The organism is Micromonospora sp. USAFONa4, from assembly GCF_057197825.1.
On record NZ_CM170072.1, the window covers coordinates 5,281,256 to 5,303,157 of the forward strand.

16 protein-coding genes and 5 tRNA genes are annotated in these 21,902 nt (G+C 74.9%); 10 read left to right on the plus strand and 11 right to left on the minus strand.

The genetic code is table 11. The annotated features are described in order from the left end of the window. The first annotated feature begins 165 nt into the window (after positions 1-165). Genes bioD through AC0OO9_RS23325 form a run of 3 tightly spaced genes read left to right on the plus strand, consistent with a single transcriptional unit; the run spans position 166 to position 3,311 of the window. Positions 166-894, plus strand: coding sequence for a dethiobiotin synthase (gene bioD, locus AC0OO9_RS23315; RefSeq protein ID WP_421457959.1), 729 nt, complete (start codon positions 166-168; stop codon positions 892-894). A 54-nt stretch (positions 895-948) separates the two neighbouring features. After that, complete coding sequence (locus tag AC0OO9_RS23320; protein WP_484512357.1) at positions 949-2,637, plus strand: sensor histidine kinase; 1,689 nt, start codon at positions 949-951, stop codon at positions 2,635-2,637. After that, entirely contained in the window at positions 2,634-3,311 is a 678-nt protein-coding gene (locus AC0OO9_RS23325; RefSeq protein ID WP_484512358.1) for a response regulator, read from the plus strand. The genes AC0OO9_RS23320 and AC0OO9_RS23325 overlap by 4 nt, the downstream gene beginning before the upstream one ends. Positions 3,312-3,335: 24 nt before the next feature. Here the strand turns inward: AC0OO9_RS23325 and AC0OO9_RS23330 are convergent, their stop codons facing one another. The 4 genes from AC0OO9_RS23330 to AC0OO9_RS23345 form a co-directional block, all read right to left on the minus strand. Then, on the minus strand, positions 3,336-4,088 hold the full coding sequence (locus AC0OO9_RS23330) for an ABC-2 transporter permease (RefSeq protein ID WP_484512360.1): 753 nt from the start codon (positions 4,086-4,088) through the stop codon (positions 3,336-3,338). After that, the gene (locus tag AC0OO9_RS23335) at positions 4,085-5,017 is read right to left on the minus strand and encodes an ATP-binding cassette domain-containing protein (protein WP_484512362.1); all 933 of its coding nucleotides are present in this window, start codon (positions 5,015-5,017) and stop codon (positions 4,085-4,087) included. Before AC0OO9_RS23335 ends, AC0OO9_RS23330 begins: the two co-directional genes overlap by 4 nt. A gap of 500 nt (positions 5,018-5,517) precedes the next feature. Next, positions 5,518-6,681 (minus strand): cytochrome P450, encoded by a 1,164-nt coding sequence (locus tag AC0OO9_RS23340; protein ID WP_484512364.1) that lies wholly within the window; start codon positions 6,679-6,681, stop codon positions 5,518-5,520. Between the two features lie 9 nt (positions 6,682-6,690). Next, positions 6,691-7,359 carry a class I SAM-dependent methyltransferase gene (locus tag AC0OO9_RS23345; RefSeq protein WP_357580450.1) on the minus strand — a complete coding sequence of 223 codons (669 nt, stop codon included), beginning with the start codon at positions 7,357-7,359 and terminating at the stop codon, positions 6,691-6,693. A gap of 281 nt (positions 7,360-7,640) precedes the next feature. On the opposite strand from AC0OO9_RS23345, the gene AC0OO9_RS23350 reads away from it, so the two are divergent. Then, on the plus strand, positions 7,641-8,567 hold the full coding sequence (locus tag AC0OO9_RS23350) for a hypothetical protein (protein WP_484512366.1): 927 nt from the start codon (positions 7,641-7,643) through the stop codon (positions 8,565-8,567). Positions 8,568-8,706: 139 nt separating this feature from the next. Here the strand turns inward: AC0OO9_RS23350 and AC0OO9_RS23355 are convergent, their stop codons facing one another. Continuing rightward, positions 8,707-11,610 carry a M36 family metallopeptidase gene (locus AC0OO9_RS23355; protein WP_484512368.1) on the minus strand — a complete coding sequence of 968 codons (2,904 nt, stop codon included), beginning with the start codon at positions 11,608-11,610 and terminating at the stop codon, positions 8,707-8,709. A 288-nt stretch (positions 11,611-11,898) separates the two neighbouring features. On the opposite strand from AC0OO9_RS23355, the gene AC0OO9_RS23360 reads away from it, so the two are divergent. Then, a complete protein-coding gene (locus tag AC0OO9_RS23360) occupies positions 11,899-13,077 on the plus strand; it encodes an alkane 1-monooxygenase (protein WP_484512370.1) in 1,179 nt (392 codons plus the stop codon). Between the two features lie 95 nt (positions 13,078-13,172). Here the strand turns inward: AC0OO9_RS23360 and AC0OO9_RS23365 are convergent, their stop codons facing one another. Further along, on the minus strand, positions 13,173-13,748 hold the full coding sequence (locus tag AC0OO9_RS23365) for a TIGR03086 family metal-binding protein (protein ID WP_393172213.1): 576 nt from the start codon (positions 13,746-13,748) through the stop codon (positions 13,173-13,175). 91 nt (positions 13,749-13,839) lie between these two features. Beyond that, the gene (locus AC0OO9_RS23370; protein WP_421457964.1) at positions 13,840-14,442 is read right to left on the minus strand and encodes a TetR/AcrR family transcriptional regulator; all 603 of its coding nucleotides are present in this window, start codon (positions 14,440-14,442) and stop codon (positions 13,840-13,842) included. Between the two features lie 304 nt (positions 14,443-14,746). Here AC0OO9_RS23370 and AC0OO9_RS23375 point away from each other — a divergent pair. The 3 genes from AC0OO9_RS23375 to AC0OO9_RS23385 all read left to right on the plus strand — a co-directional run bounded on the left by AC0OO9_RS23375 (position 14,747) and on the right by AC0OO9_RS23385 (position 15,012). Beyond that, positions 14,747-14,819, plus strand: a tRNA-Gly gene (locus AC0OO9_RS23375). Between the two features lie 34 nt (positions 14,820-14,853). Continuing rightward, positions 14,854-14,924 (plus strand) — tRNA-Cys (locus AC0OO9_RS23380). Positions 14,925-14,937: 13 nt separating this feature from the next. After that, positions 14,938-15,012 (plus strand) — tRNA-Val (locus AC0OO9_RS23385). Positions 15,013-15,425: 413 nt separating this feature from the next. Here the strand turns inward: AC0OO9_RS23385 and AC0OO9_RS23390 are convergent. Both AC0OO9_RS23390 and AC0OO9_RS23395 read right to left on the minus strand, forming a co-directional pair. After that, positions 15,426-17,066 (minus strand): helix-turn-helix domain-containing protein, encoded by a 1,641-nt coding sequence (locus AC0OO9_RS23390; RefSeq protein WP_484512372.1) that lies wholly within the window; start codon positions 17,064-17,066, stop codon positions 15,426-15,428. Between the two features lie 199 nt (positions 17,067-17,265). Beyond that, positions 17,266-17,505, minus strand: coding sequence for a DUF6458 family protein (locus AC0OO9_RS23395; protein ID WP_091620076.1), 240 nt, complete (start codon positions 17,503-17,505; stop codon positions 17,266-17,268). Between the two features lie 163 nt (positions 17,506-17,668). Between AC0OO9_RS23395 and AC0OO9_RS23400 the strand changes: the two genes are divergently transcribed. Next, positions 17,669-17,741 (plus strand) — tRNA-Gly (locus AC0OO9_RS23400). Positions 17,742-17,789: 48 nt separating this feature from the next. Continuing rightward, a tRNA-Val gene (locus AC0OO9_RS23405) sits at positions 17,790-17,864 on the plus strand. Positions 17,865-17,888: 24 nt separating this feature from the next. Here the strand turns inward: AC0OO9_RS23405 and AC0OO9_RS23410 are convergent. Together AC0OO9_RS23410 and AC0OO9_RS23415 are read right to left on the minus strand one after the other, a co-directional pair. Beyond that, a complete protein-coding gene (locus AC0OO9_RS23410) occupies positions 17,889-21,455 on the minus strand; it encodes an AAA domain-containing protein (protein WP_484512374.1) in 3,567 nt (1,188 codons plus the stop codon). Then, positions 21,455-21,829, minus strand: a complete 375-nt coding sequence (locus AC0OO9_RS23415) for a hypothetical protein (RefSeq protein ID WP_484512376.1) — start codon at positions 21,827-21,829, stop codon at positions 21,455-21,457. The genes AC0OO9_RS23410 and AC0OO9_RS23415 overlap by 1 nt, the downstream gene beginning before the upstream one ends. Positions 21,830-21,902 lie beyond the last annotated feature (73 nt).

Genomic DNA, 21,902 nt, shown 5'->3' on the forward strand with positions numbered 1-21,902 from the left:
GCCCCGCAGTCGCGAACAAGGGTGACGCCGTGAGCGCGAGGAGTGAGCGGGGTTTGCGAGCCCCGCAGTCGCGAACAAGGGTGACGCCGTGAGCGCGAGGAGTGAGCCGGGTTTGCGAGCCCCGCAGTCGCGAACAAGGGTGACGCCGTGAGCCGGGGTGGGGACATGACCGGGCCGTGGCGCGGGCCGGTGCTGGTGACCGGCACCGACACGGACGTCGGCAAGACGGTGGTCACCGCGGCCATCGCGGCCGCCGCGCAGGCGGCCGGCCTGCGGGTCGCGGTGGTCAAGCCCGCCCAGACGGGTACGGCCGGTGGCGAGCCGGGCGACGTCGACGCGGTCAACCGGCTGGCCGCCCCGCTGACCGGCCGGACCCTGGCCAGCTTCCCCGACCCGCTCGCCCCGCTGGCGGCGGCCCGGGTCGCCCAGCTGGAGCCGCTGGCGCTGGACACCGCCGTCGACGCGGTCCGCGAGGAGGCCGACAAGCACGACCTGGTGCTCGTCGAGGGCGCGGGCGGCCTGCTCGTACCGATGGGGCTGCGCCCGGAGGGCCGGTCCTGGACGGTGGCGGACCTGGCGGTGGCGCTGGGCTGCCCGGCCGTGGTGGTGACCCGGGCCGGTCTGGGCACCCTGAACCACACGGCGCTGACGCTGGAGGCGCTGGAGCGCCGGGCGGTGCCGGCCGGCGTGGTGGTCGGCGCGTGGCCGGCCGCGCCGGAGCTGGTGCACTGGGCCAACCTGACCGACCTGGTGCCGAACCTGCTGGGCGCCCTGCCGGCCGGGACCGGGGCGATGGATCCGGGGGTCTTCCGCCGGTCCGCGTCCGGCTGGCTCACCCCCGCCCTGTACGGGGTGCTCGACGACTGGCGCGCGTGGGCCGAGGAGATCAGCTGAGCACCTGACTTTCGTCGGTGCCGGCGCAGGTCGGGCGTGGGTAGCCTGACCGCCGTGGGGAACTGGTGGCCCGTCCGGGTGGGCGGTGCGGTGCGGTCCCGGGAGGTCGTCCGGCGGCGGCTCGGCGACCTGCTCCTGTGGGCGACGACCGCTGCCCCGATCGCGTACGCGCTTGTCACCCCGCCGCACGCGGGGCCGGCCACCGCCCGGCTGACCGGCGCGCTGCTGCTGCTCACGGTGGCGGTCGCGGTGAGCCGGCGCTGGCCGGTGGCCGCCCTGGTCGTCGTGGTGCTCGGGTCGCTGCTGGACGGCAACTTCCTCTTCGCGATCCCGGTGTTCAGTTACCTGACCGGTCGCCGCAGCGCCACCGCCCGTACGGCCGCCGTCGCCTTCGCCGTGCTCGCGGCCGGCGGCACCGCGCTCAACCTGGGGCTGCTCGGCACCGGCGCGGCCACCTGGTTCCTGCTCGCCTCCGTGCTGCTCTTCGCCGGGGTGTTCCCGTGGCTCGTCGGGCGGTACCGGCGGCAGCAGGCCGCCCTGACCGAGGCCGGCCGCCGGCACGCCGAGGCGCGGGAGCGCGAGCGGCGGGGCACCGCGGAGCGGGTCCGACTGCGGGAACGGGCCCGCATCGCCCAGGAGATGCACGACTCGCTCGGGCACGACCTGAGTCTGATCGCCCTGCGCGCCGCCGCGCTGGAGGTCGCGGGCGACCTCACGCCCCGGCACCGGGCCGCCGCCGGGGAGTTGCGGGCCAGCGTCGCCGCCGCCACCGAGCGGCTGCACGGGATCATCGGGGTGCTCCGGGAGCCGGACGGGGCGGCGACCACCCGGCCGGTCGACGAGAGCGTCACCGAGCTGGTCGACGGGGCCCGGGAGGCGGGCATGGCGGTGCGCCTGGACGGCGCGGACGCCCTGACGCGGCTGCCCCCGATGGCCGCGCACGCCGCACACCGGGTGGTCCGCGAGGCGCTGACCAACGCCGCCCGGTACGCCCCCGGCGCGCCGGTCAGCGTCGTGCTGGCCGCCGACGGCGACCGGATCGACGTCGCCGTCGTCAACGCGCCGCCACCGGCCGGGCCGCTGCCGGGCCCGCCGTCCACCGGTTCCGGCCTGCTCGCCCTCGCCGAGCGGGTCCGGCTCGCCGGCGGCGTCCTGACGACCGGCCACCAGGACGGTGGCGGCTTCGCCGTCCGTGCCCGCCTGCCGGCGGCGGCCCGGGCGGGCGCCGACGCCCTCCCGTCGGGTGGCGGCGACTCCGGCCCCGGCAGCGGCCGGCGGTCGGCGGGCGGCTGGCCCGCGGGCGGCTGGTCGGCGGACGAGGCGGACGAGGCGGGGTTTCCGGTCGCCCCGGGTGCGGGCGCCGACGCGTCGGACGGCGGGTCGCCGGGGGAATGGCCGGGCGAGGCCGAGCGGCGGCTGCGCGACGCCCGCCGGCGGGTCCGGCTCAGCCTGCTGACGGCGCTCGGCGCCCCGGCGGGCCTCGCGCTGGTCCTCTCCCTCGTCTACTACCCGGTCGCCACCGCCGGTACGGTCCTCGACGACGGGGCCTTCGCGCGGATGCCCGTGGGCGCGCAGCGCGCCGAGCTGACCGGGCTGCCCCGGCGGCAGTCGGCCCCGCCCGCCGGGACGGCGCGTCCCGGCTGCGAGCACTACACCGACGGCAACTTTCCCCTGGCCCAGCCGACGTGGCGGCTCTGCTTCGTCGAGGGCCGGCTGGTCAGCAAGGAGCGGATCGACGGATGAACGCCGACACGGCCGGCCCGGTGCGGGTCGTGCTCGCCGACGACGAGGCGATGATCCGGGCCGGTGTCCGGGCCATCCTGGCCACCGATCCGGGCATCGAGGTGGTGGCCGAGGCGGGGGACGGCCGGGCCGCGGTGGAACTCGTCCGGGCGCACCGGCCCCGGGTGGCGCTGCTGGACATCCGGATGCCGAGGCTGGACGGGCTCTCCGCCGCCGCCGAGATCCGCCGGCTCGTGCCGGAGACGGCGACGCTCATGCTGACCACGTTCGGCGAGGACGAGCACGTCGCCCGGGCGCTCGGGCACGGGGCGAGCGGGTTCCTGCTCAAGGCCGGCGACCCACGCGAGCTGATCGCCGGGGTGCACGCCGTCGCCGACGGCGGCGCGTACCTGTCACCGCAGGTGGCGCGTCGGGTCATCGAGCTGGGCGGTGACCGGCTGGCCCGCCGGCCGGTGGCCCGGGACCGGCTGGCGGGGCTGACCGAGCGGGAGCGGGAGGTGCTCGCGCTGGTCGGGGCGGGCCTGTCCAACGCCGAGATCGCCCGCCGGCTGCACCTGGTCGAGGGGACCGTGAAGAGCTACCTGACGAGCGTCTTCACCCGCCTCGAGGTGCGCAACCGGGTGCAGGCGGCGATCCTCGCCTACGAGGCGGGGCTGGTCGAGCCGACCGGCTGACCCGCCCCGCCCCCGGGTCAGGCCCTACGCGTCGCGGCGGCGCAGCGCGGCGCGGCCCAGCAGCAGCGCCGCGCCGGCCCAGCCGGCGAGCAGGAGCAACCCGACCGGCGCCGGGTACGGGTCGGTGTCCCCGGCCAGGAAGTGCGCCCCGGCCACCCCCGGGAAGGCGTCCGCGATCCGGTCGAGCACGGCGATGTCCGGCTCCTGCAACGACAGCGGAACGATCATCAGCGTGGCGACGAGCACCGTCAGGGTGAGCACCGCGCTGCGCAGGGCCGCGCCGAGCCCGAGGGCCAGCACGCCGACCAGCGCCAGGTAGGTCGCCACCGCCAGGACGTCACCGACGGTGCCGCCGGCCGGCGCGGCGCCCCAGCGGCCGAGCACCGGCCGCGCCACCAGCGCGCCGACCGCGCCGAGCAGCAGCCCGAGCGCGAACGTCACCGCCCCGGTCACCACGGCCTTCGCCAGCAGCACCCGGCCGCGCGACGGCGTGCACTGCAAGGTGGTACGGATCGTGCCACTGGTGAACTCGCTGGTGATCACGAGCAGGCCCAGCGCCAGCACGGCGTACTGGGTCAGCTCGACCGAGCCGATCACGACGCTGCCGACGGTGACGATCCCGGCGTCGTCGGCCGGGTCGTCGTTGGTGTTCGCGTTGGCGGCGTAGATGGCCAGCTGACCGGCGGTGGCGGCCATCAGCAGTACCCCGGCCAGCAAGGACCACCAGGTGGAACGCACGGACCACACCTTGGTCCACTCGGCGGAGATCGTGTTCATCGTGCCTCGCTCGGGGTCGGGGTTCCGGCGTACTCGACGCTGTCGGCGGTCAGTTCCATGAAGGCCTGTTCCAGGGACGCCCCGTGCGGGCTCAGCTCGTGCAGTGGCACACCCAGCTCGTACGCCAGGTCGCCGATCCGCTCGACGGTGGCGCCGGTGACGGTCAGCTCGCCCGGGCCGGCCGGCTCGACGTTGGCCCCGGCGGCGGTGAGCCGCCCGGCGAGCGCGGCGAGGCAAGCCGGCTGCGGGCTGCGTACGCGCACGGCCACCGCGCTGCCGGCGATGACCTCGTCGATCGGGGCGTCAGCGAGCAGGCGACCCCGGCCGATCACCACCAGCCGGTCGGCGGTGAGCTGCATCTCGGTCATCAGGTGGCTGGAGACGAAGACCGTCCGGCCCTCGTCGGCCAGGGCGCGCATCAGCTGCCGGACCCAGCGCACCCCGTCCGGGTCGAGGCCGTTGACCGGCTCGTCGAACATCAGCACCGGCGGGTCGCCGAGCAGCGCCCCGGCGATGCCGAGCCGCTGCCCCATGCCGAGGGAGAGGGTGCGGCCGGGCTTGGCGGCGGCACGGGCGTCCAGCCCCACCGTGGCGAGCACCTCGTCCACCCGGCGGTCCGGTATCCCGTTGCTGCGGGCCATCGCGAGCAGGTGCGCCCGACCCGAGCGGGCCGGATGGAGGGCCCGGGCGTCGAGCAGCGCGCCGACCTCGCGCAGCGGGCGCCGCAGCTCCCGGTACGCCCGCCCGCGCACGAGCGCCTGCCCGGCGGTGGGCCGGTCCAACCCGAGGATCATCCGCATGGTGGTGGACTTGCCCGCGCCGTTCGGGCCGAGGAACCCGGTGACCTGCCCCGGCCCGATGTCGACGGTCAGGGCGTCGACGGCGGTCGTGCCCCCGAAACGCTTGGTCAACCCACGTAATGTGATCATGCACCGACGCTAGGTCCGGCGCAGGTTGCGGCACCGCGCCCGAACGACACCCTCCGTCACTGACTTTCGTCAGGCGCCCCGCGCCCCGCGCCCCGCGGGCGGCGGGCGGCGGGTCTGCGGGCGGCGATGGCGGTCGCCCGACGCTGTCGAGCTGCCCGCATCGACGGGGCAGGCGCTCCGCTGCCCGGATCAGAGCCGCCTGCGGTCTTGGCGACCCTGCTGACGGGGCGGTGGGCTCACACCGGTTCCCCTTACCAGCGAACGGAAGCGCCGACGCGGGGGACGCCTCGGCGTGGGGTCGCTCCAGGGTCATCGGTCTGGTCTCACAGATGGGGCAGCTCGACAGCGTGTCCGTCGCCCGTCGCCGTCGGCTGGGCGGGCCGGTAGCCACGTCCGGCGAGAGTCGGCGTGCCCGTAGCCCGTCGTCCCGCGGGACGGTGCCGGTCGCCCGGACTGCGCCCGGCCGGCCGCTCGGGGGACGCGACGTGGTCGGGAGGCGGTCAGCGCTGGCGGACGACGAACGCGTCGGGCATCCGGAAGGTCAGGTTGTCCGGGCACCACGGCTCGCGGAGCACGCTGACCCCGTCCAGCAGCGGGGCGGTCTCCGCGACCACCACGGCCGCCTCCATCCGGGCCAACTGGTCGCCGACGCAGCGGTGCGCGCCCGCCCCGAAGGCCAGGTGCCGGCGGGAGCCGCGCTGCCCGGGTCGGAACTCGTCCGGCGCGTCGACGGTGGCCGGGTCGCGGCCGGCGCGGGCCAGCCAGAGCACGATGCTGGTGCCCGCCGGCACCGCCGTCCCGCCCAGCGCGGTGTCCACCGCCGCCACCCGCCGCCAGGTGACGATCGGCGGCTCCAGCCGCAGCCCCTCCTCGACGACGTCGGCGACCGCGACGGTGCCGTCGCGCAGGCCGGCGAGCACGGCCGGCTCGCCGGTCAGCCGGTGCAGCAGCAGGGTGAGGAACTGCGAGGTGGTCTCCTGGCCGGCTACCAGCAGAAAGAACAGCGCACCCACCACCACGTCGGGCGGGTGCCCGGCGGCACGCAGCGACCCGGCCAGCCCGCCCCCGGTCGCGGCGAACTCCCGCAGCACCCGGTGGAAGCGGCCCACCTCGGCGGCGAGGGCCTGCTGCCGGTCGGCGTCCAGGGGCGCCCAGAACAGTTCCAGCGCGGCGCGGGCGAACTCCTTCACCGCGCCGACCGGCGCGTCCGGCAGCTCGACCAGCCGGGCCAGCACCAGCAGCGGCAGGTCGGCGGCGAGCCGGGCGTACAGGTCCACCGACCCGCCGGCGCCCAGGGTGGTGGCGATGCCGCCGACGCGCTCCCGGACCAGATCGGTCAGCCAGGGCCGCTGCGCGGCGACCCGCGTCGGGTGCAGGACGTCGGCGACGATCGCCCGGATCGCCGGGTGGCTGGCGCCACCGTTGTTCGCCAGGGTCGGCGGCAGCCGGAACCGGTGCTTGGCCAGCACCCGCAGCGCGGCCACCGGGATCGGGGTCACCGCGTCCAGCGCGTTGTCCGGCCGGTACGTCGCCGGATCGGTGAGCACCTCGCGGACCAGGGCGTGCCGGGTCACGACCAGGTGCGCGACCCCCACGTGGTCGCGTACCCGGGCCACGTCCGGCCAGTGCGCGTCGGCGGTCTGCGCCCAGCTCCGGAACAGCACGCCGACACGCTAGCGGCCCGCCCCCGGCAGCCCCGCCCGCAACTGCCACACCGTGGTGCGCTTCACCCGTACGCTCTCCAGCGTCTCGGGCACCGGCACGTCGTAGACGGCCAGCTCGTCGAAGCGGTCGTGGGGCAGGAAGGCCCGGCCGGGGTCGCCGACCAGCACCTGGGCCCCGGCGCGGGCGGCCCGGAGCAGGAAGCGCAGCACCCGGTTGGCCATCGCCTGGCTGTAGAACACGTCCCCGGCGAGCACCACCTCGGCCCCACCGGCGTCGCCGTCGAGGACGTCGCCGAGTTCGGCGTCGACGCGTACCCCGTTGGCCTCGGCGTTGACCGCGACGGCGGCGACGGCCAGCTCGTCGATCTCCACGGCGCGCACGGCGGCGGCGCCGGCCCGCGCGGCGGCGATGGCGACCAGGCCGGAGCCCGCGGCGAGGTCCAGCACCCGGCGGCCGGCGACCAGCTCCGGGTGGTCGGTGACGTACCGGGCCAGCGCCTGCCCGCCGGCCCAGGCGAAGGCCCAGAACGGCGGCGGCTGCGCGCTGCGGAACTCGCCCTCCGTCAGCTCCCACAGGCCGATGGCGTCGTCCGCCTGGTGCAGCCGCACCTCGGGAACGAAGGCGACCGGGGAGAGACTGGCGTGCAGGCGGACGAAGGCGGCGGAAAGGTCGGACACGCCGGCGATTGTCCCCCGCCACCCGAACCCGCCGACCGGCGCCACCCCGGATCGTCCCCCGACCGGCGGCTGTTCGCGCGCTCGCCCCGGCCGTCGCGAGCCGGTCGCCGTCGCGCGGTCGTCGGGGCCGGGGCGTGTCGCGGGGAGGGGGTGACCGGTTCACCACCGTCGGTGAAATCGGCCCCCGCGCTTGGCGACCGGTGCGAACACGCCCGTCTACCGGCCGGCCGGTGGCGCTGGCAGCGTTGCGGGTTGGCGGCGACCGACGGGAGGTGGGAACGGTGGCGACCGTGTGGCGGTACGCGCTACGGGCCGGGGTGGTGCTCGGCTGCCTGACCGGGGCGGGTCTGCCCGCGCCCGCGCAGGCGACCTTCGCCACCGAGTTGAGCGGCCTGCCGGACGAGTTCACCGCCGGGGGCCGGGTGGAGACCGTCTCCGCCGTGGTCTCCCGCGACGACGGCGGCTGCGTCAAGGTCCGCTGGTCGATGGTGCTGCGGGTGCGCGGGATGCGGCTCGACCAGGTCAGGGTGGACCGGGTCGAGGAGACCGGCTCGTTCCCGCTGGACATCCGCGCCGACGGGGAGGTGGCCCGGCTGACCGACCGCCGGCTCGACCCGGGCACGCTCTGCCCCGGGCGGACGGTCACCGCCCGCTACCGGTTGGCCTTCGCCGGGGACGTCACCCGGGGGCGGATCACGCTGGCGGCGGAGGCGTACGACGCGAACCTGCGGCTGCTGTCCCGACAGACGGCGACGCGGTCGGTGGTCGGGTCGACCGCCCGGACGGCCGCGCCCGAGGAGCCGGAGCCTCGCCCCGCCCCGGCGGACACGACCGGACCGGCAGGGGAGACCGGGGGAGCGGCGGAGCCGGGGGCGGCGCCCACCACCGACGAGCCGGCGGCCGACGACTTGGCGACCGACGAGCCGGTGGCCGCCGGTGCGCCGCCGGCGGCCGGCGCGGGGCGGCCGGTGGCGGGGACGGGCGGGTTCGGGGTCGTGCAGGCCGCGTTCCTGCTCGGTGGGCTGCTGCTCTCACTCGGCCTCGGCCTGCTGCTGCGGCTGCGTCACCTGACCCGGGCGGCCGGCGCGGACGAGCCGTCCAGTCACGTTCGACACGATCGGCAGCAGCGGCGCGGCGATGACATCGAGCCGGACCGACGCCGGGAACGGGCCGCCGTGCCCGGGCGGTGGCGGGCGGCACGCCGCTGACCGAGGGCCACAGGTACGACTGTCCGGCGGTGGTCCGGCGGAGTCGCGGGGACGCGTGCCCGGCGGCGGTCCGCCCGGGTCGACGGCCGGAGGTGGTCCGTCGGGGCCGGCCGGCACGCCGACCGGCCCCGACGGGCGGTCACTTCGAGAACGCCTGGAACTCGGCGATGCGCACCTGCGTACGCGCCGGGCTGGCCGTCGCGCAGTCGGTGGTGGTCGCCGGGTCGTCGTCCTGCTCACCGGCGTAGGCGGGGCCGCCGGTGCACTGGCTGGCCAGCACCTCCAACCGCAGGTGCGTGGCCAGCGTGGTCGGCACCGCGAACTCGCGCAGGTTGATGTCCGGCACGTACGCCCGGTACGCCCCGCCCGGGAACGCGTCGGGCGCGCTGGTGTGGATCCGCCGCCAGTTCGCCGGATCCGCGCAGTCGGTCGTCTTCGCGTTGCACGCCGACACCGCGAACGAGCGCAGCGCGCTGAGCGCGTTCTGGCCGCCCGCGTCCGCGTCGCCGGCGATCGCCGGGCGCAGCATGGCGCTGACGTTCACCCGCTTCACGACCTGCGGCGCGTCCCCGGGCAGCGCCACGGTCACCTGCCGCCCGGCCACCCCGTCCAGGGAGGCCCAGTTGGTGGCCTCGGTGTCGTCGGCGATGCGGTCCAGGTTGACCCCGTCGCCGGTGACCGTCGCGCCGGACGCCGTGGACGCCAGGTTCCGGCTCATCCGCAGGTCGACGTACCCCTCCTTGCCGGCCTTGGCGACCACGGTCAGCCGCTGGTGGCCGAAGCCGGGCGCGACGGCGAGCAGCTGGTACGTGCCGGGCACCAGCTCGACGGTGTCCGGCAGGGCGGTGGCCGGGTCGGTGTCGGCCACGGGCACCGCCCGCGCCTCGTACGCCCCGACGTACACCCGGATGGGGGCGTCGGCGCTGTCGCCCTTCGGGCGCAGGGTGAGCACGGCGTTGTCGGCGCCCGGAGCGGCGAAGCTCGGCGTCGGGTCCGTGTCGGCGGCGCCGTTGGTGGCGGCGTCGCGGCCCATCCCGGAGCGGGCGAACTCCGCCCAGAGCAGGTCCTGGTTGGCGCCGCCGAAGCGCAGCAGGTCGGCGGTGAGCATGTTGTCGCGCATGTCGAGCATGCTCACCTGGCTGGCGGCCTGCAGCAGGAACGAGTCGAAGACCAGCTGCGACCAGCGCCGGTTGCCCGGGCACTGCTCCACCGCCACCGTGCCGCGCGCGCAGTCGAGCTGCCGCTGCGGGGTGCCGACCCCGTAGCGCTTCATCATCGCGGCGCGCACCCGGAAGTTGGTGGCGCTCCAGATCTCACCGTCGGCGTGCACGGCGGGCCCGCCGGTGTTGTAGCCGACGTCGGAGTAGTTCAGCGGGCTGCGGCTGAAGTCGTGGTTGCGGATGCCGCTGACCAGGTTGCCGGTGACGTAGCCGCCGGTGACGTAGGGCGTCTCGCCGGGGGCGCGCAGCCCGTGCTGGAACAGGTACTCGGCGGCGAGCAGGTCGCTCCACGACTCGCCCATCGAGCCGCCCTGGTGCCCGCTGATGCCGCTGTCCGGGCCGGCGATCATCCGGTTGGTGATGGCGTGGGTGTACTCGTGCCCGATCACCGTCATGTCGTAGTCGCCGTCCACGCAGGGCGGGTACGGCCCGCCGGCCTGCGGCTGCCACAGGTACATGTTGGTGGTCGGCGGCAGGCCGTCGCGCGGCGTGCCCTGGTTGGCGTTGTTCCGGTTGCCGCTGAGCGCACCCTGCTGGGCGCGGCCCTGCTCGGCGTCGCCGCCCAGGCCCTGCGGGGTCAAATTCACCGCCTGGAGGTTCCAGGTCGCCTCGGTGAAGCCCAGGTGCCAGGCCCAGTCGTGCATCCGGTTGTGCATGGCGAACAGGTTGGCGATCGCGGCGTCGCCGTCGTTGCGCTGCGCCGAGGTGAACACCTCCGGGTTGCAGCGGGCCTGGTGCCACTGGTCGGTGAACGGGTACTCGTAGCGGCGCTGGAGGCTGGGCGTGGCCGGTACGGCCGGCGTGCCGCCGCCCCACGACAGCACGGTGTTGGCGGAGTTGCCCCGGGCGGTGCCCGTCGGCGTGCCGGTGGCCGCGTCGACGTCCCACGGCTGCCCGGTGGCCGGGTCGCGGAAGGCCGCCTGGCAGCCCGGCGCGGGGTCGCCGCACCAGCGCACCCGGGGGTCCTGCCCGGGGCCGAGGTCGCGCGGCGGGGTGGCCGGGAAGACCGCCCAGCTCGGGTTGTCCGAGTCGAAGTCGACGAGGTCCTCGCGGACCAGCACCTGCCCGGTGATCCCGTCGACGTAGGTGGTGAACGCCGCCGGGTGGTCGGTGTCGGCGCCGATCAGGGTCACCTCGTACGCGGCCCGGGGCCCGTCGAGCGGGGTGGGCACGGCGACGGCGCGGACGCTGTGGCTGCGTACCGCCTCGGCGGTCAGGCCGGCGTCGGCGCGCGCCGCCGCGTACGCCTGCTCGTCGGTGAGGGTGGCCGGCGCCGGCGCGTCGGTGTCCCGGGACAGCGAGGAGCTGACCGCGAGGACCTTGCCGCCGGCGACCGCGACGGTCACCAGGCCGTCGTGCCCGGCCGGCAGGTCGCCGAAGCGCTGCCGGAGGGTGACGACGGCGCCGGCGCCGACCGGGCGGACCAGCACCCGGTCCATCGCGTCGACCGCCGCGGCGTCCAGCCCGAAGAGGTCCTGGTGCCCGGTGAGGTACGCGCGGGCGGCCGCCTCCGGCTCGGCGGGCAGGCCGGTGGCGAGGGGCGCGCTGCCGGGGCCGAGCGCGTGCGGGGTGCCGAGCCGGTTCCAGCGGGCGTCCGGGTCGGCGCTGCGCGCCAGGCCCCGCTGCCGCGCGTCGGGGGCGGCGGTACCCGGGCGGTTGTCGACGTCGGCGTGCTGGTGCTGCCCCTCGGCGAACGGGCCGGAGCGCCGCTCGGCGGAGGCGCCGCCGGTGGGGGCGGCTGCGGTGGGTCCGGTGGGCAGCAGCGCGGCCGCCACCGCGGTCGCCGCCAGGACGGGGATGAGCCGGCGTCGACGCCGACTCATCCAGGGTGTCCACTCCGGTTGTGCCACGGGACCTCCTCGTGGGAGCGGGGTGGCCGGCCCTCCGCCGGCCCGCGCAGCGCGGTTACGCATGCGCATCTGTGGATATCAGCCTGCCTGGGTGGGGACAAGGGTCGCGCCTACTCAAGGCGGCCCGGCGCGTCGCGGGAGCCCTCGCGGACGCCGGGGCGGCGCCCCTCCCCGCGCTGGTTTCGACAAAAACAGTCCCTTGTACACGGACGTGACGGCTGTCACAGTCGAGGGAGGACCGCGACAGAGCGGAGGCCGGCCATGGCCCTCGACCCCTCAGCGCCCGCCACCGCCGCCGGCTGGCGGGACACCCGCCGGCCCTGGTGGCCCCTGGCGCTGCTCGTCCCGACGCTGCCGTTCGTCGGCTGGGCGACCTGGCGGGCCACCGGCGACGCCTGGGCCTGGTGGCTCACCCCCGCCGCCGTGTTCGTCCTGATCCCGGTGGTCGACCTGCTGGTCGGCGAGGACCGGCGCAACCCGCCCGACGAGGCGGTGCCCCGGCTGGCAGCCGACGGCTACTACCGCTGGCTGACCTACCTCTACCTGCCCGCCCAGTACGCCGGGCTGGTGCTCTGCTGCGCGGTCTGGGCCCGGGGCGACCTGACGGTGGTCGGGGCGGCCGGCCTGGTCGCCACGATGGGTGTGGTCGACGGCATCGCCATCAACACCGCCCACGAGCTGGGCCACAAGCGCGAGACGGTGGAGCGCTGGCTGTCCAAGGTGGCCCTCGCGCCGGCCGCGTACGGGCATTTCCACGTCGAGCACAACCGGGGCCACCACACCCGCGTCGCCACACCGGAGGACCCGGCCAGCGCCCGGCTGGGGGAGAGCTTCTGGGCGTTCTGGCCGCGTACCGTCTCAGGCAGCCTGCGCTCGGCGTGGCGGCTGGAGGCCGCCCGGCTCCGCCTGCGGGGGCGCAGCCCGTGGACGTGGCGCAACGACGTGCTCAACGCGTTCGCGATGACCCTCGCGCTCTACGCGGCGCTGGCCGTCGCCCTCGGCCCGGGCGTACTGCCGTTCCTGGCGCTCCAGGCGGTGGCCGGGTTCTCCCTGCTCGAGGTGGTCAACTACCTGGAGCACTACGGGTTGGCCCGGCAGCGCACCCCCGCCGGGCGCTACGAGAAGGTCGACCCCCGGCACAGCTGGAACAGCGACCGCAGCGTGACCAACATCTTCCTCTTCCAGCTCCAGCGGCACAGCGACCACCACGCCAACCCGCTGCGCCGCTACCAGACGCTGCGCACCTTCGAGTCCTCCCCGCAGCTGCCCGCCGGCTACGCCACGATGGTGCTGGCCGCGCTGGTGCCGCCGGTGTGGCGCCGGCTGATGGACCACCGGGTGCTCGCCCACTACGGCGGGGACCTGACGCTGGCCAACGTCCACCCGCCGGCCCTGCGCCGGCTGCGGGAGCGCCGTCGGCGTGGCCCGGCGGCCGCCTGACGACCGGGTCCGCGTCCCGGCCCGCCGCGCAACCCCCGCCGCGTCGCGTCACGGCGTGCGGTCGGGAGCACGCCCGGGGCGTCCGGTCGGGTCCCTCACGGCGCCCAGTCGGGGTCGCGGCCGAAGGCGGCGACGAGGCGGTCCTGCTCGTCCGCCCGCGCCGGCACGTCGACCTCGGGCCGGACCAGCCGGCCCCGCTGGTAGTCGCCGATCCGCTGAGCGAACCACTGCGCGCACGCGGCGACCGCGTCGGCGTCCAGCCGGGGGTCCGCGCCGATCGCCACGGCGAGGTCCCAGCCGTGGATCAGGTGCTCCGCGGTCAGTTGGTGCAGGTACTCGTCGGCGGGGGTCTCGCCGGAGGAGAGCCCGACGGTGCGCTCCAGCGCCCCCGGGTGGGTGAAGGCCAGCTCGGCCTGCCCCGCCGCCTCCCGGGCCGCGCCGGCCGGGTCCGGGCCGAGCACGTCGCCGTCGTAGCGGTCGCCGACCTGCTCGATCGTCCGCCCCGCGAGCAGCGCGACGCTCCACCGGTCCTCGCCCACCACGTGGTTGACCAGCGTCCGGACGTCCCAGTCGGGGCACGGGGTCGGGTCCGACCACTGGTCGGGGCCGACCTGCGCCACCCGGTCGGTGAACTCGGCCAGGCTGCGGCGGTACGTCTCCAGCGGGTCCATGCCGACGATTGTTCCGGCTGCCTCGGGGAGCCGAGCCGTTTTGCCGGCTTCGCGGGCGGCCGGAGCGCCGGTCGCGCCCGGCCGGTCCGGCTCAGTCCAGCTGCGTCGGGTCGAGCCCCAGCTCCCGGGCGGTGAGCAGGCGCACCCACTCGGCGAACTGCCGGCGGGAGATCACCCGGTCGTGCACCGCGAGCTGCACCGCCAGCCCGTCCATCACCGCGCTGATCCGCCACGCCGCCCCGGACGGGTCGGCGCACTCGAAGGTGCCGTCGCGGACCCCGTCCGAGATGACCGTGGCCAGGTCCTCGCGCCAGCGCAGGTCGAGCCGGCGGGAGAGCTTCTCCAATTCCGGGGTACGCAGCGACTCCGCCCAGCCGTCGATCCACATCGCCCAGGAGGTCGCCCGGCCCGCCGGCGTGTAGAGCCGGACGATCCGGCGGAGCTTGGTCAGGGGCGGGGCGCTGGAGCGCATCACCGCGTCCAGGCGGGCCAGATCCTGCTCCACCGCGTACGCGAACGCCTGCGCGAGCAGTCGGTCCTTCGTGGCGAAGTGGTAGAAGACCAACGCCTGGCTCACTCCGGCGGCCTGGGCCACGTCGGCCGTGCGGGTGTTGGCCAGGCCGCGTTCCACGATCACGTCACAGGCCGTGCGCAGCAGGGCATCCAGGCGGATCTCCGCCGCACGTCTCGTCACGCCGTTACCGTAGCCCATCCAATCGAACACGGGCAGTTACGGATCACGGTCCGTTCTGCCCGCCAGAGTCGGAATCCGGACAGTTCCCGGAGCGGATCCTGGCCGCAGGCCGTGGCGGCTGCGGGCGGCGGACGAGTCCGGCCCATCCTCCTAGGAAGCCTAGGTGATGGGTGGGACGTCACCCTTCCGCCGCAGGTGTGTGGCGGGACGGTCCCACCCGACTCGCCGCGAGCCACCCCGATTTGGCAACCGCTCGCCCGCTCGGCTAAAGTTCTCACCCGTCACCGGTTAACGCCGGAGACGTGCGGACGTAGCGCAGCTGGTAGCGCATCACCTTGCCAAGGTGAGGGTCGCGGGTTCGAATCCCGTCGTCCGCTCGGAGCTGCCGCCACGCATGACGGGGGCAACCTCGGTGGGGTGGCCGAGAGGCGAGGCAACGGCCTGCAAAGCCGTGTACGCGGGTTCAAATCCCGTCCCCACCTCGGTAACAAGCGAGGGCGATTGGCGCAGTGGGAGCGCGCTTCCTTGACACGGAAGAGGTCACTGGTTCAAACCCAGTATCGCCCACCAACACGAAGGCCCGTCACCGGATGGTGGCGGGCCTTCGTCGTTCCCCGCCCTCCACGCCGAGCGCCCGTGACCACCGACGAACGCCTACGGCCCACGGCGGGGGTGGACCCGCGGCCATCAGCAGCGGAGGTCCGCCGGGCGCACCGACGGCGACCGCCCCGCCCACGGCCGTCGGCGTGGACGGGGCGGCCGCGCCTCCCCCCGGAGTGACCGGTCGGACGTGCTTCCCCGTGCCGCGCGTCCGGACGCGGGTCGGTGGACGGCCGGCGTCCCGTACCGGCTGTAATTCCACGGTAGGAAATCTCTGCCGACGAAGGCGAGGACCGATCCGCACAGCGGGAGCGTCGCGAGTGCCGGCCTGCACAGCGACCCCGGCCCACCGCCGTGCTCGATCCGGCCGGGAGCGAGTCCGCTCAGTCCGGCCGGAAGTCGAGGATCCGCAGCGCGAGCCACAACTCGTGCCGGGCGCTCGGCCCGCGTAGCAGCGAGCGTCCCAGGGCCTGCTCGGCCCGGCCCAGCCGCTTGCGTACGGCGGACACCGAGATCCCGAGCGTGGCGGCGGTGCCGGGAAGCCGGCCGTCGGCGCGGAGCCAGGCGCGTACCGTCGCCAGGCCCACGGCCGTCCCGTCAGCGGCCAGGGGCGCGACCTGGCCGTGCGCCCAGAGGCGCAGGGCCGGGGCGGCCAGCAGCCGGTCCAGGCCGCTCCACCGGACGTCCTCGTCGCCGCCCTCGCTGCCGTCACCACCGCCGCCCTCGCCGCTGTCACCGCCGCCGCCGCTGTCACCACCACCGCCGTCGGGCGCGGTCGGGCCGAGTAGGCGCAGGGCCAGCCACGCGACCGACTGGTCGGAGACCCGGGACAGGTCCAGGGCGAGGCGGTCGCGCAGCAGCGCCAGCCGGGCCGCGAGGGTGTTGCGGTGGATTCGCAGGTGGCGGTGGGCCGCACCGTCGAAGGCGAGCCACGAGCCGAGCGTCGCCAGCAGCTCCTGCCCGTCGGGGTCGGTGCGTCGGCCCGGTCGGTACGAAAGGACCGGCGCCAGCAGCGTCGAGGCCCAGTCACTCCCCGCCGGGCCCGCCGCGGACCGCAGGTCTGCCGGGCGGTCGAAGCGGCAGTGCCCCTCGGGCCGGCTCCGGGCCACCGCGAGCGCGTGGAACGCCTGCTCGTAGCCGACGGCGGTGCGGTGCAACGGGACCGGCTCGCTGACCCCTACCCGGGTGCCCGGCACCCGCTGACTGATCAGCCGGCCCGCCACGTCGGCGTCGTGGCCGCAGGCGTCCGGCGCTCCGCCGTGCTGCGGAACCAGCGCGATGAGGTGCCGGGAGCGCACCGGGCAGGGCACCACCCACGCCCGCCCACCCAGCGCACGGGTCACCTGCCCGGCCGCCTCGCCACGTCGGCCGGGAGCACACTCGACGACGCACACCCGGGCCACGTCCGGCAGGTGGGGGAGCAGCGCCGCCGCGACGCGCCGGGCCGGCGCCACGTCGCCGACCATGAGCAGGTGCAGCACCGCCTCCCGGCCCCGGCCGTCGCCGGCGGCCACCCGACGCCGAGCCCGCTCGGAGCGGTCCAGCCGCCAGCAGAGCCCGAGGAGGCGCGCGGCGTCGGCGAGCAGATCGCCCGGGACCGGGTCCGCCGGGTCGACGGCCGCGAGCCACGGCGGCGGGTCCGTCCCGCCGTCGGGATCGCAGTCCGCGCCGTCACCGGGTTCGGCGGCGGCGAGGGCGACGAGGTGGACGGTGGGCGCTCCGTCGCCGCCCCGCACGGCCGCCGGGGTGCCGCGCGCGTGCAGGTCGGGTACGGCGCGGGCCGCCGCGGCCAGCACGGCCGGGGCGAGCGGGTGTCGACCCGCCCGGACGCTCAGGACGGTGCCATCGACGCCGACCAGGGCGACCGTGGCGGCGGACCGGCGGGCCAGTTCGCCGAGGACGGCCGGAACGGGATCGGGGCCGGCGGCGAGCCGGGTCATCGCGACGACGGCCTCGGCGCGCTCGGGGCGGGAACGCGACGATGGCCGTACGCGCGTCCGCGACCTGTCCGGCTCCGTCCGCATGGCAGCAGACGCTATTACCCGCTGGCGACGCTCGCCAGCGAGCCGGTCCAGCGGCGACCCCGGCACCGCCGGGCAGCGGGGCGCCGGGGCTGGTCGTACGGCTGGCGGACGCGACGTGCCGGCCACCCTGCTCCGGGTGACCGGCACGTCGACGGTGCGTTGCGCGACCGTTCAGCTCCGGCGGCCGCGTGGATGAGCGTCAGAGCGGCGGTGCGACGTCCCGGCGCTCCTCGACCCGCCGGTACTCGACCGGCTCGGTCGTGCTGACCACCTGGCGGCGACGTCCCCAGATGAGCGTGGTCATGATGAGGCCGAGCACGCCGGCAGCCATCAGGATCCACCCGACGACGTCGAGGTTGATGCCGCCGAGGCTCGCGTCGAGCGCGAAGGTGAGGATCGCGCCGAGCGCGATCAGGAAGATGCTGGTGCCGATACCCACGACAGCCTCCTTGGTCAGGGGATGTGGTGTGCTGTCGATGGCCCCAGTACCCCGTGGTCTACCAGCGCAATCATCGCCCCGCCCGGCCTCCGGCGGGGCGGCGTGCCAGGCGATCTTGCCGTCGGGTAGAGTTTCCCCCGTCGCCGACGAACACCGGCGGCACGCGGACGTAGCGCAGCTGGTAGCGCATCACCTTGCCAAGGTGAGGGTCGCGGGTTCGAATCCCGTCGTCCGCTCGCGATCCGCCCCTCGTGATCCGGCCTGCCGGGTCGGGCGGTCACCCCGGGCGATTGGCGCAGTGGGAGCGCGCTTCCTTGACACGGAAGAGGTCACTGGTTCAAACCCAGTATCGCCCACCAGCTGTCATCCCTGCCGAACGGTGATCAGGCGTCGCCCTTGCGAATGCCTCCCTCGACCGCGTCGCGCAGTTCCTTCACCACCTGCTCCGGTTCGGCGAGACAGCGCCAGGCAGGTACCCGCCTGACCTCCGTGGCCGCGGCGACGATGTCGAGCCTGCCCAGGACCCGCCGTAGCGGCCTCCCGCCCGGATCACCCTCGGGATCGTCGACAAGCACCGCCAGGCTCCTGTCGCGAAGGCTGAGCGTGAGGTCGACCGGATAGCCCGGCAGTGGCGTGCCCCAACGCACCGTCAGCCCGGCGTCGCGTAGGCCGGCGATCAGTTGGTCGACGGGGCGCGCGTCGACGCCGGCGTCCGTGGCCGTCGGCGCGGGCGGGCTGGCGAGATCGGCCAGCAGTCCGCGCTGCCCGGACCACCACGATCGGTCACCCACGACGATCAGCTGGGACCTGGCGCGGGTGATCGCCACGTTCCACAGGTTCGTCTGCTCGACGAGCCAGCCACGGGTGCGCTCGCTGATGCCGTGAGCGCCGACGGGCGAGACGACCATGATGTCCTTCTCGCTGCCCTGAAACTTGTGGATGGTCGCGCACCGCAGGTCGTCGGCGAGGCCGGCGTCCTGGAGCGCGCGGTCCAGGATCCGCTGCTGCTCGGCCAGGGGCGTCACCACGCCGATCGTGACGCCCGGGTACTCCTTGCGCAGCCGCTGGACCTCGCCCACCACGGCGTGAACCTCGTCAGCGTTGCGGCCGGAGCCTGTGGCGCCTCGGGTGAAGCGGCCGGACACGTCCACCCAGCGGGTGGCGGACTCTGCCGGTGCGGCCAGCCGGGCCGGGTCGGTGAGAACCGTCAGCCGGTTCTGGTAGACGACCCGGTTCGGTGCGTCGATGATCTCCGGGTGGCAGCGGTAGTGCTCGTCGAGCAGGATGGTGCTGCCTGCCGCGGTCGCGAACGCCTCGTACGCCGAGTGGTTCCGGTGGGTGAGCCGCCGGCTGGTCAGCCACTCGTGTCCGAGCCCGGCGCGGGCCTGCTCGCCCCGGTCGTCGGTGTCGGAGAGCTCGACGACCGGTGTGAGCTGCCGCGGGTCGCCGATGATCAGGGCACGTTTCGCCCGGTAGAGCATCGGCAGGATGGCAGCGACGGTGCACTGCGCGGCTTCGTCGATGATCACCAGGTCGAACAGCCCCGCCCTGGGCAGCAGCCGGCGGGCCGACATCGCGGTGACGGCCCAGCCTGGTAGCGCGGCGAGAAGCTCGCTCATGTAGGCCCAGCTTCGTGCTTCCGGCTTGGCCATCTCGTCGGCGCGGTTGCGGAGCAGGGTCGTGTTGCCGGCCACCCGGGCGGCGATCTGCGCCCGCACCAGTTGGTCGCTGTGCTCGGGTCTGGTGTCGTGTTGCAGCGTCCGTAGCCGCTTCCAGACTTCTTCGGCGGTGCCCGGCCGGGACCGGAGTCGCTGGCGTCGCTCGCGCCAGCACTGCTCGATGACCGCCTGTTCGCCGAGGGCGGTGATCGCATCCCGGTCGAACACGCCTCGCGACCGCAGTCGCCTGCGATACCACCACCCGAACCATCGGCTTGTCAGTGCCCGGTCGGTGAGGTCGACCAGCTTGGCCAGGACGGCGTCGTCGGTGTCGGCGAGTGAGCGGTCCCGTTCGAAGGCGAGGTCGGCGAGATCCCGTTCAAGGCGGCGACGCTCGTCGAGATCCTCGCGTAACCGCGTGATCTCCTGCGCCACGAGTCGTAACTCGTTGGCCGGCCCGCCGGCCTCCGGCACCGGCGGTGGCCATGCCTGCATCACCTCGGCGAGGTACTGCGGCTCCTGCTGCCGGTACTCCCTGTTCCCGGTACGCAGCACCAGGCCCGGGCCGACCATGCCGGTGACCCGCTCGACGACCTCGTCGACAGCCCGGTTGTTGGTCGAGCCGATCAGCACGCTCTGCCCGGCGGCCGTGGCGGTCGCCAGCAATGCGGTCACCAGTTGGCTCTTGCCGGTGCCGGGCGGCCCCTGCGCGACAGTCAGGGGTCGGCTCATCGCCGCCCGGATGACGTCCTCCTGAGTCTCGTTGACCGAGCTCAACGCCACCGTCAGGACTTCGGCATCCTGCTCATCCGCCCCGGCCTCGACACCGCTCGACAACGTGCCGAGTGCGGTCGATGCGATCTTCCCCGCGTTCTTGACGATGTCCTGCAGGTCCTCGATGAGCTGCCGCTCAGGGGACTCCGCGCTGCCCGCGGCGAACAGCATCCCGGCGTTCTGCACCCGGTTGACGGGCCCGCGGTTGACCATCCCGACCAGATTCTCCGGGTCGAGGGCGGACACCGGCTTCAGCCCGAACGTGTTCGCCACCAGATCGGCCACCTCGGCGAGGGACTTGTGCTCGCCGGGGACGAGTCGTTCGGCCACTGCCTGCCGCAGTTCGTCCGCCTCGACCGCAGCCAGCTGGAAATGGTCGATCAGAGCTGGACTGGGCTGCGGCGGTGCCGGGTGCGCCAACCCGTCGTCCCCCACGGTCAGGTCCGACACGAGCAGGGGCGCCAGTCGTACCTGCTGGGTGCCCTTCTGCGGCAGCGCCACGATCGGGTAGCCGTACTGCAGACAGCGGCCACCAGCCTCGGCCAGCCCGGCCAGCCGCTGGCCGCGCTCCTTCAGCGGGACCGGCTCGGTGGCCGAGAGCATGATCTCCCGGCCCGCTGGCGCAGCGAGGTACGAGTCCTTGTTCGCCGGGTTGACGAAGAACTGCAGGACGGCGGAGCGTTGCAGGCAGGCGACGTGGTAGTTGAGCAGACGACGCCACCGCTCGGTGTCGAAGGGTGCGTCCTCCGGCTCGTCGCTCCGTACGCCCGGGCTCCGCGGTGGCCGTTCGTCCGACCCCGCGACCAGCGGGATCGGGTCGGTGACACCCTCGCTCGACTCGACCGGCTTGTCCTCCCGGCGACGTGACATCTCAGTCATCGCGTACCGGGAGAGGTCGCTCGCGGTGAGCCAGCCGTCCTCCGCGGTCGCTCGAGCCGCACCGCGGAGGCCGGTGAGCAGGACCTCGGTGAAGACCGAGGGCCGGTCCGGGCCCTGCGCCTTCGACGCCTTCAGATGGCTGCTCGACTGGAGCATGAACGTGCCACGCTCGCGCTTGAGACGCCGGGGCTCCTGCCGTACGCCGCCGCTGAGCCGGTGACGGGCGGTGAACGAGCCCGAGAAGCAGCAGTCCAGCAGGACCACCTTCTGGCTGGCCTTGGTGTGGTTGAGCATGTGCCGGAGGACGCCCTCGACATCGAACGCCGTGGTGTGCAGGAGAGTCGTGTCGGTGTCGATGGTGCCGAAGAAGAGGGACTGCCGGTCGTCGTGCTGGATGCCGTGGCCGGAATAGTAGAAGAGCGCGAGATCACCGGTGCGCCGGGCGCCGTAGAACTCCTCGACGACCTGCTTCATCCGCGTCGCGGGCAGGTCGACGTGGGCGTCGACGCTGTCGAAGTCGCCGTCGCTGTCCAGCACGGTCCGCACCTGTTCGACGTCCTGCCGGACGCCGGGCAGCGCGGTGAGCTTCGGGGCGGCGTGGTAGGTCGCCGTGCCGAGCACCAGGGCGTGCCGACCCATCAGCGGGAATGCTCGATCGCATCACGGACGAGGTCGATCAGCTGGGCGGTCTCCGCCTTGGTCGCCTGGTCGATGGTCAGTTCGACGGCACCGATCTTCAGGTGTGCCCGGCGACCCTGGTTGCGGTTGAGGAAGCCCACCACCAGGTCCACGAGTGCCTGCGCGTAGCCCGGGTCGGCTCCGGCGACCGCGGCCACGGTGGCCAGCACCAGCTCGCCGACGCCCTTGCTGTCAGGGCCGGTGGGCGCCTCGAGCCGCCGCACCTCGCCGATGTCGCCGAGGTCCTCCACGAGCTCGTCAGTCAGCTGGTCGAGGACGAAGTCGTCGTCCTCCGGCAGCGGCGTGAAACTGACCTCAACGACGACCTCGGACACCCGTGCCTCCCCCAGACCCAACCGAAAGCACCCGGAACGCTACGGAATGACGGCGCGCCGAGGGCGGACGTGT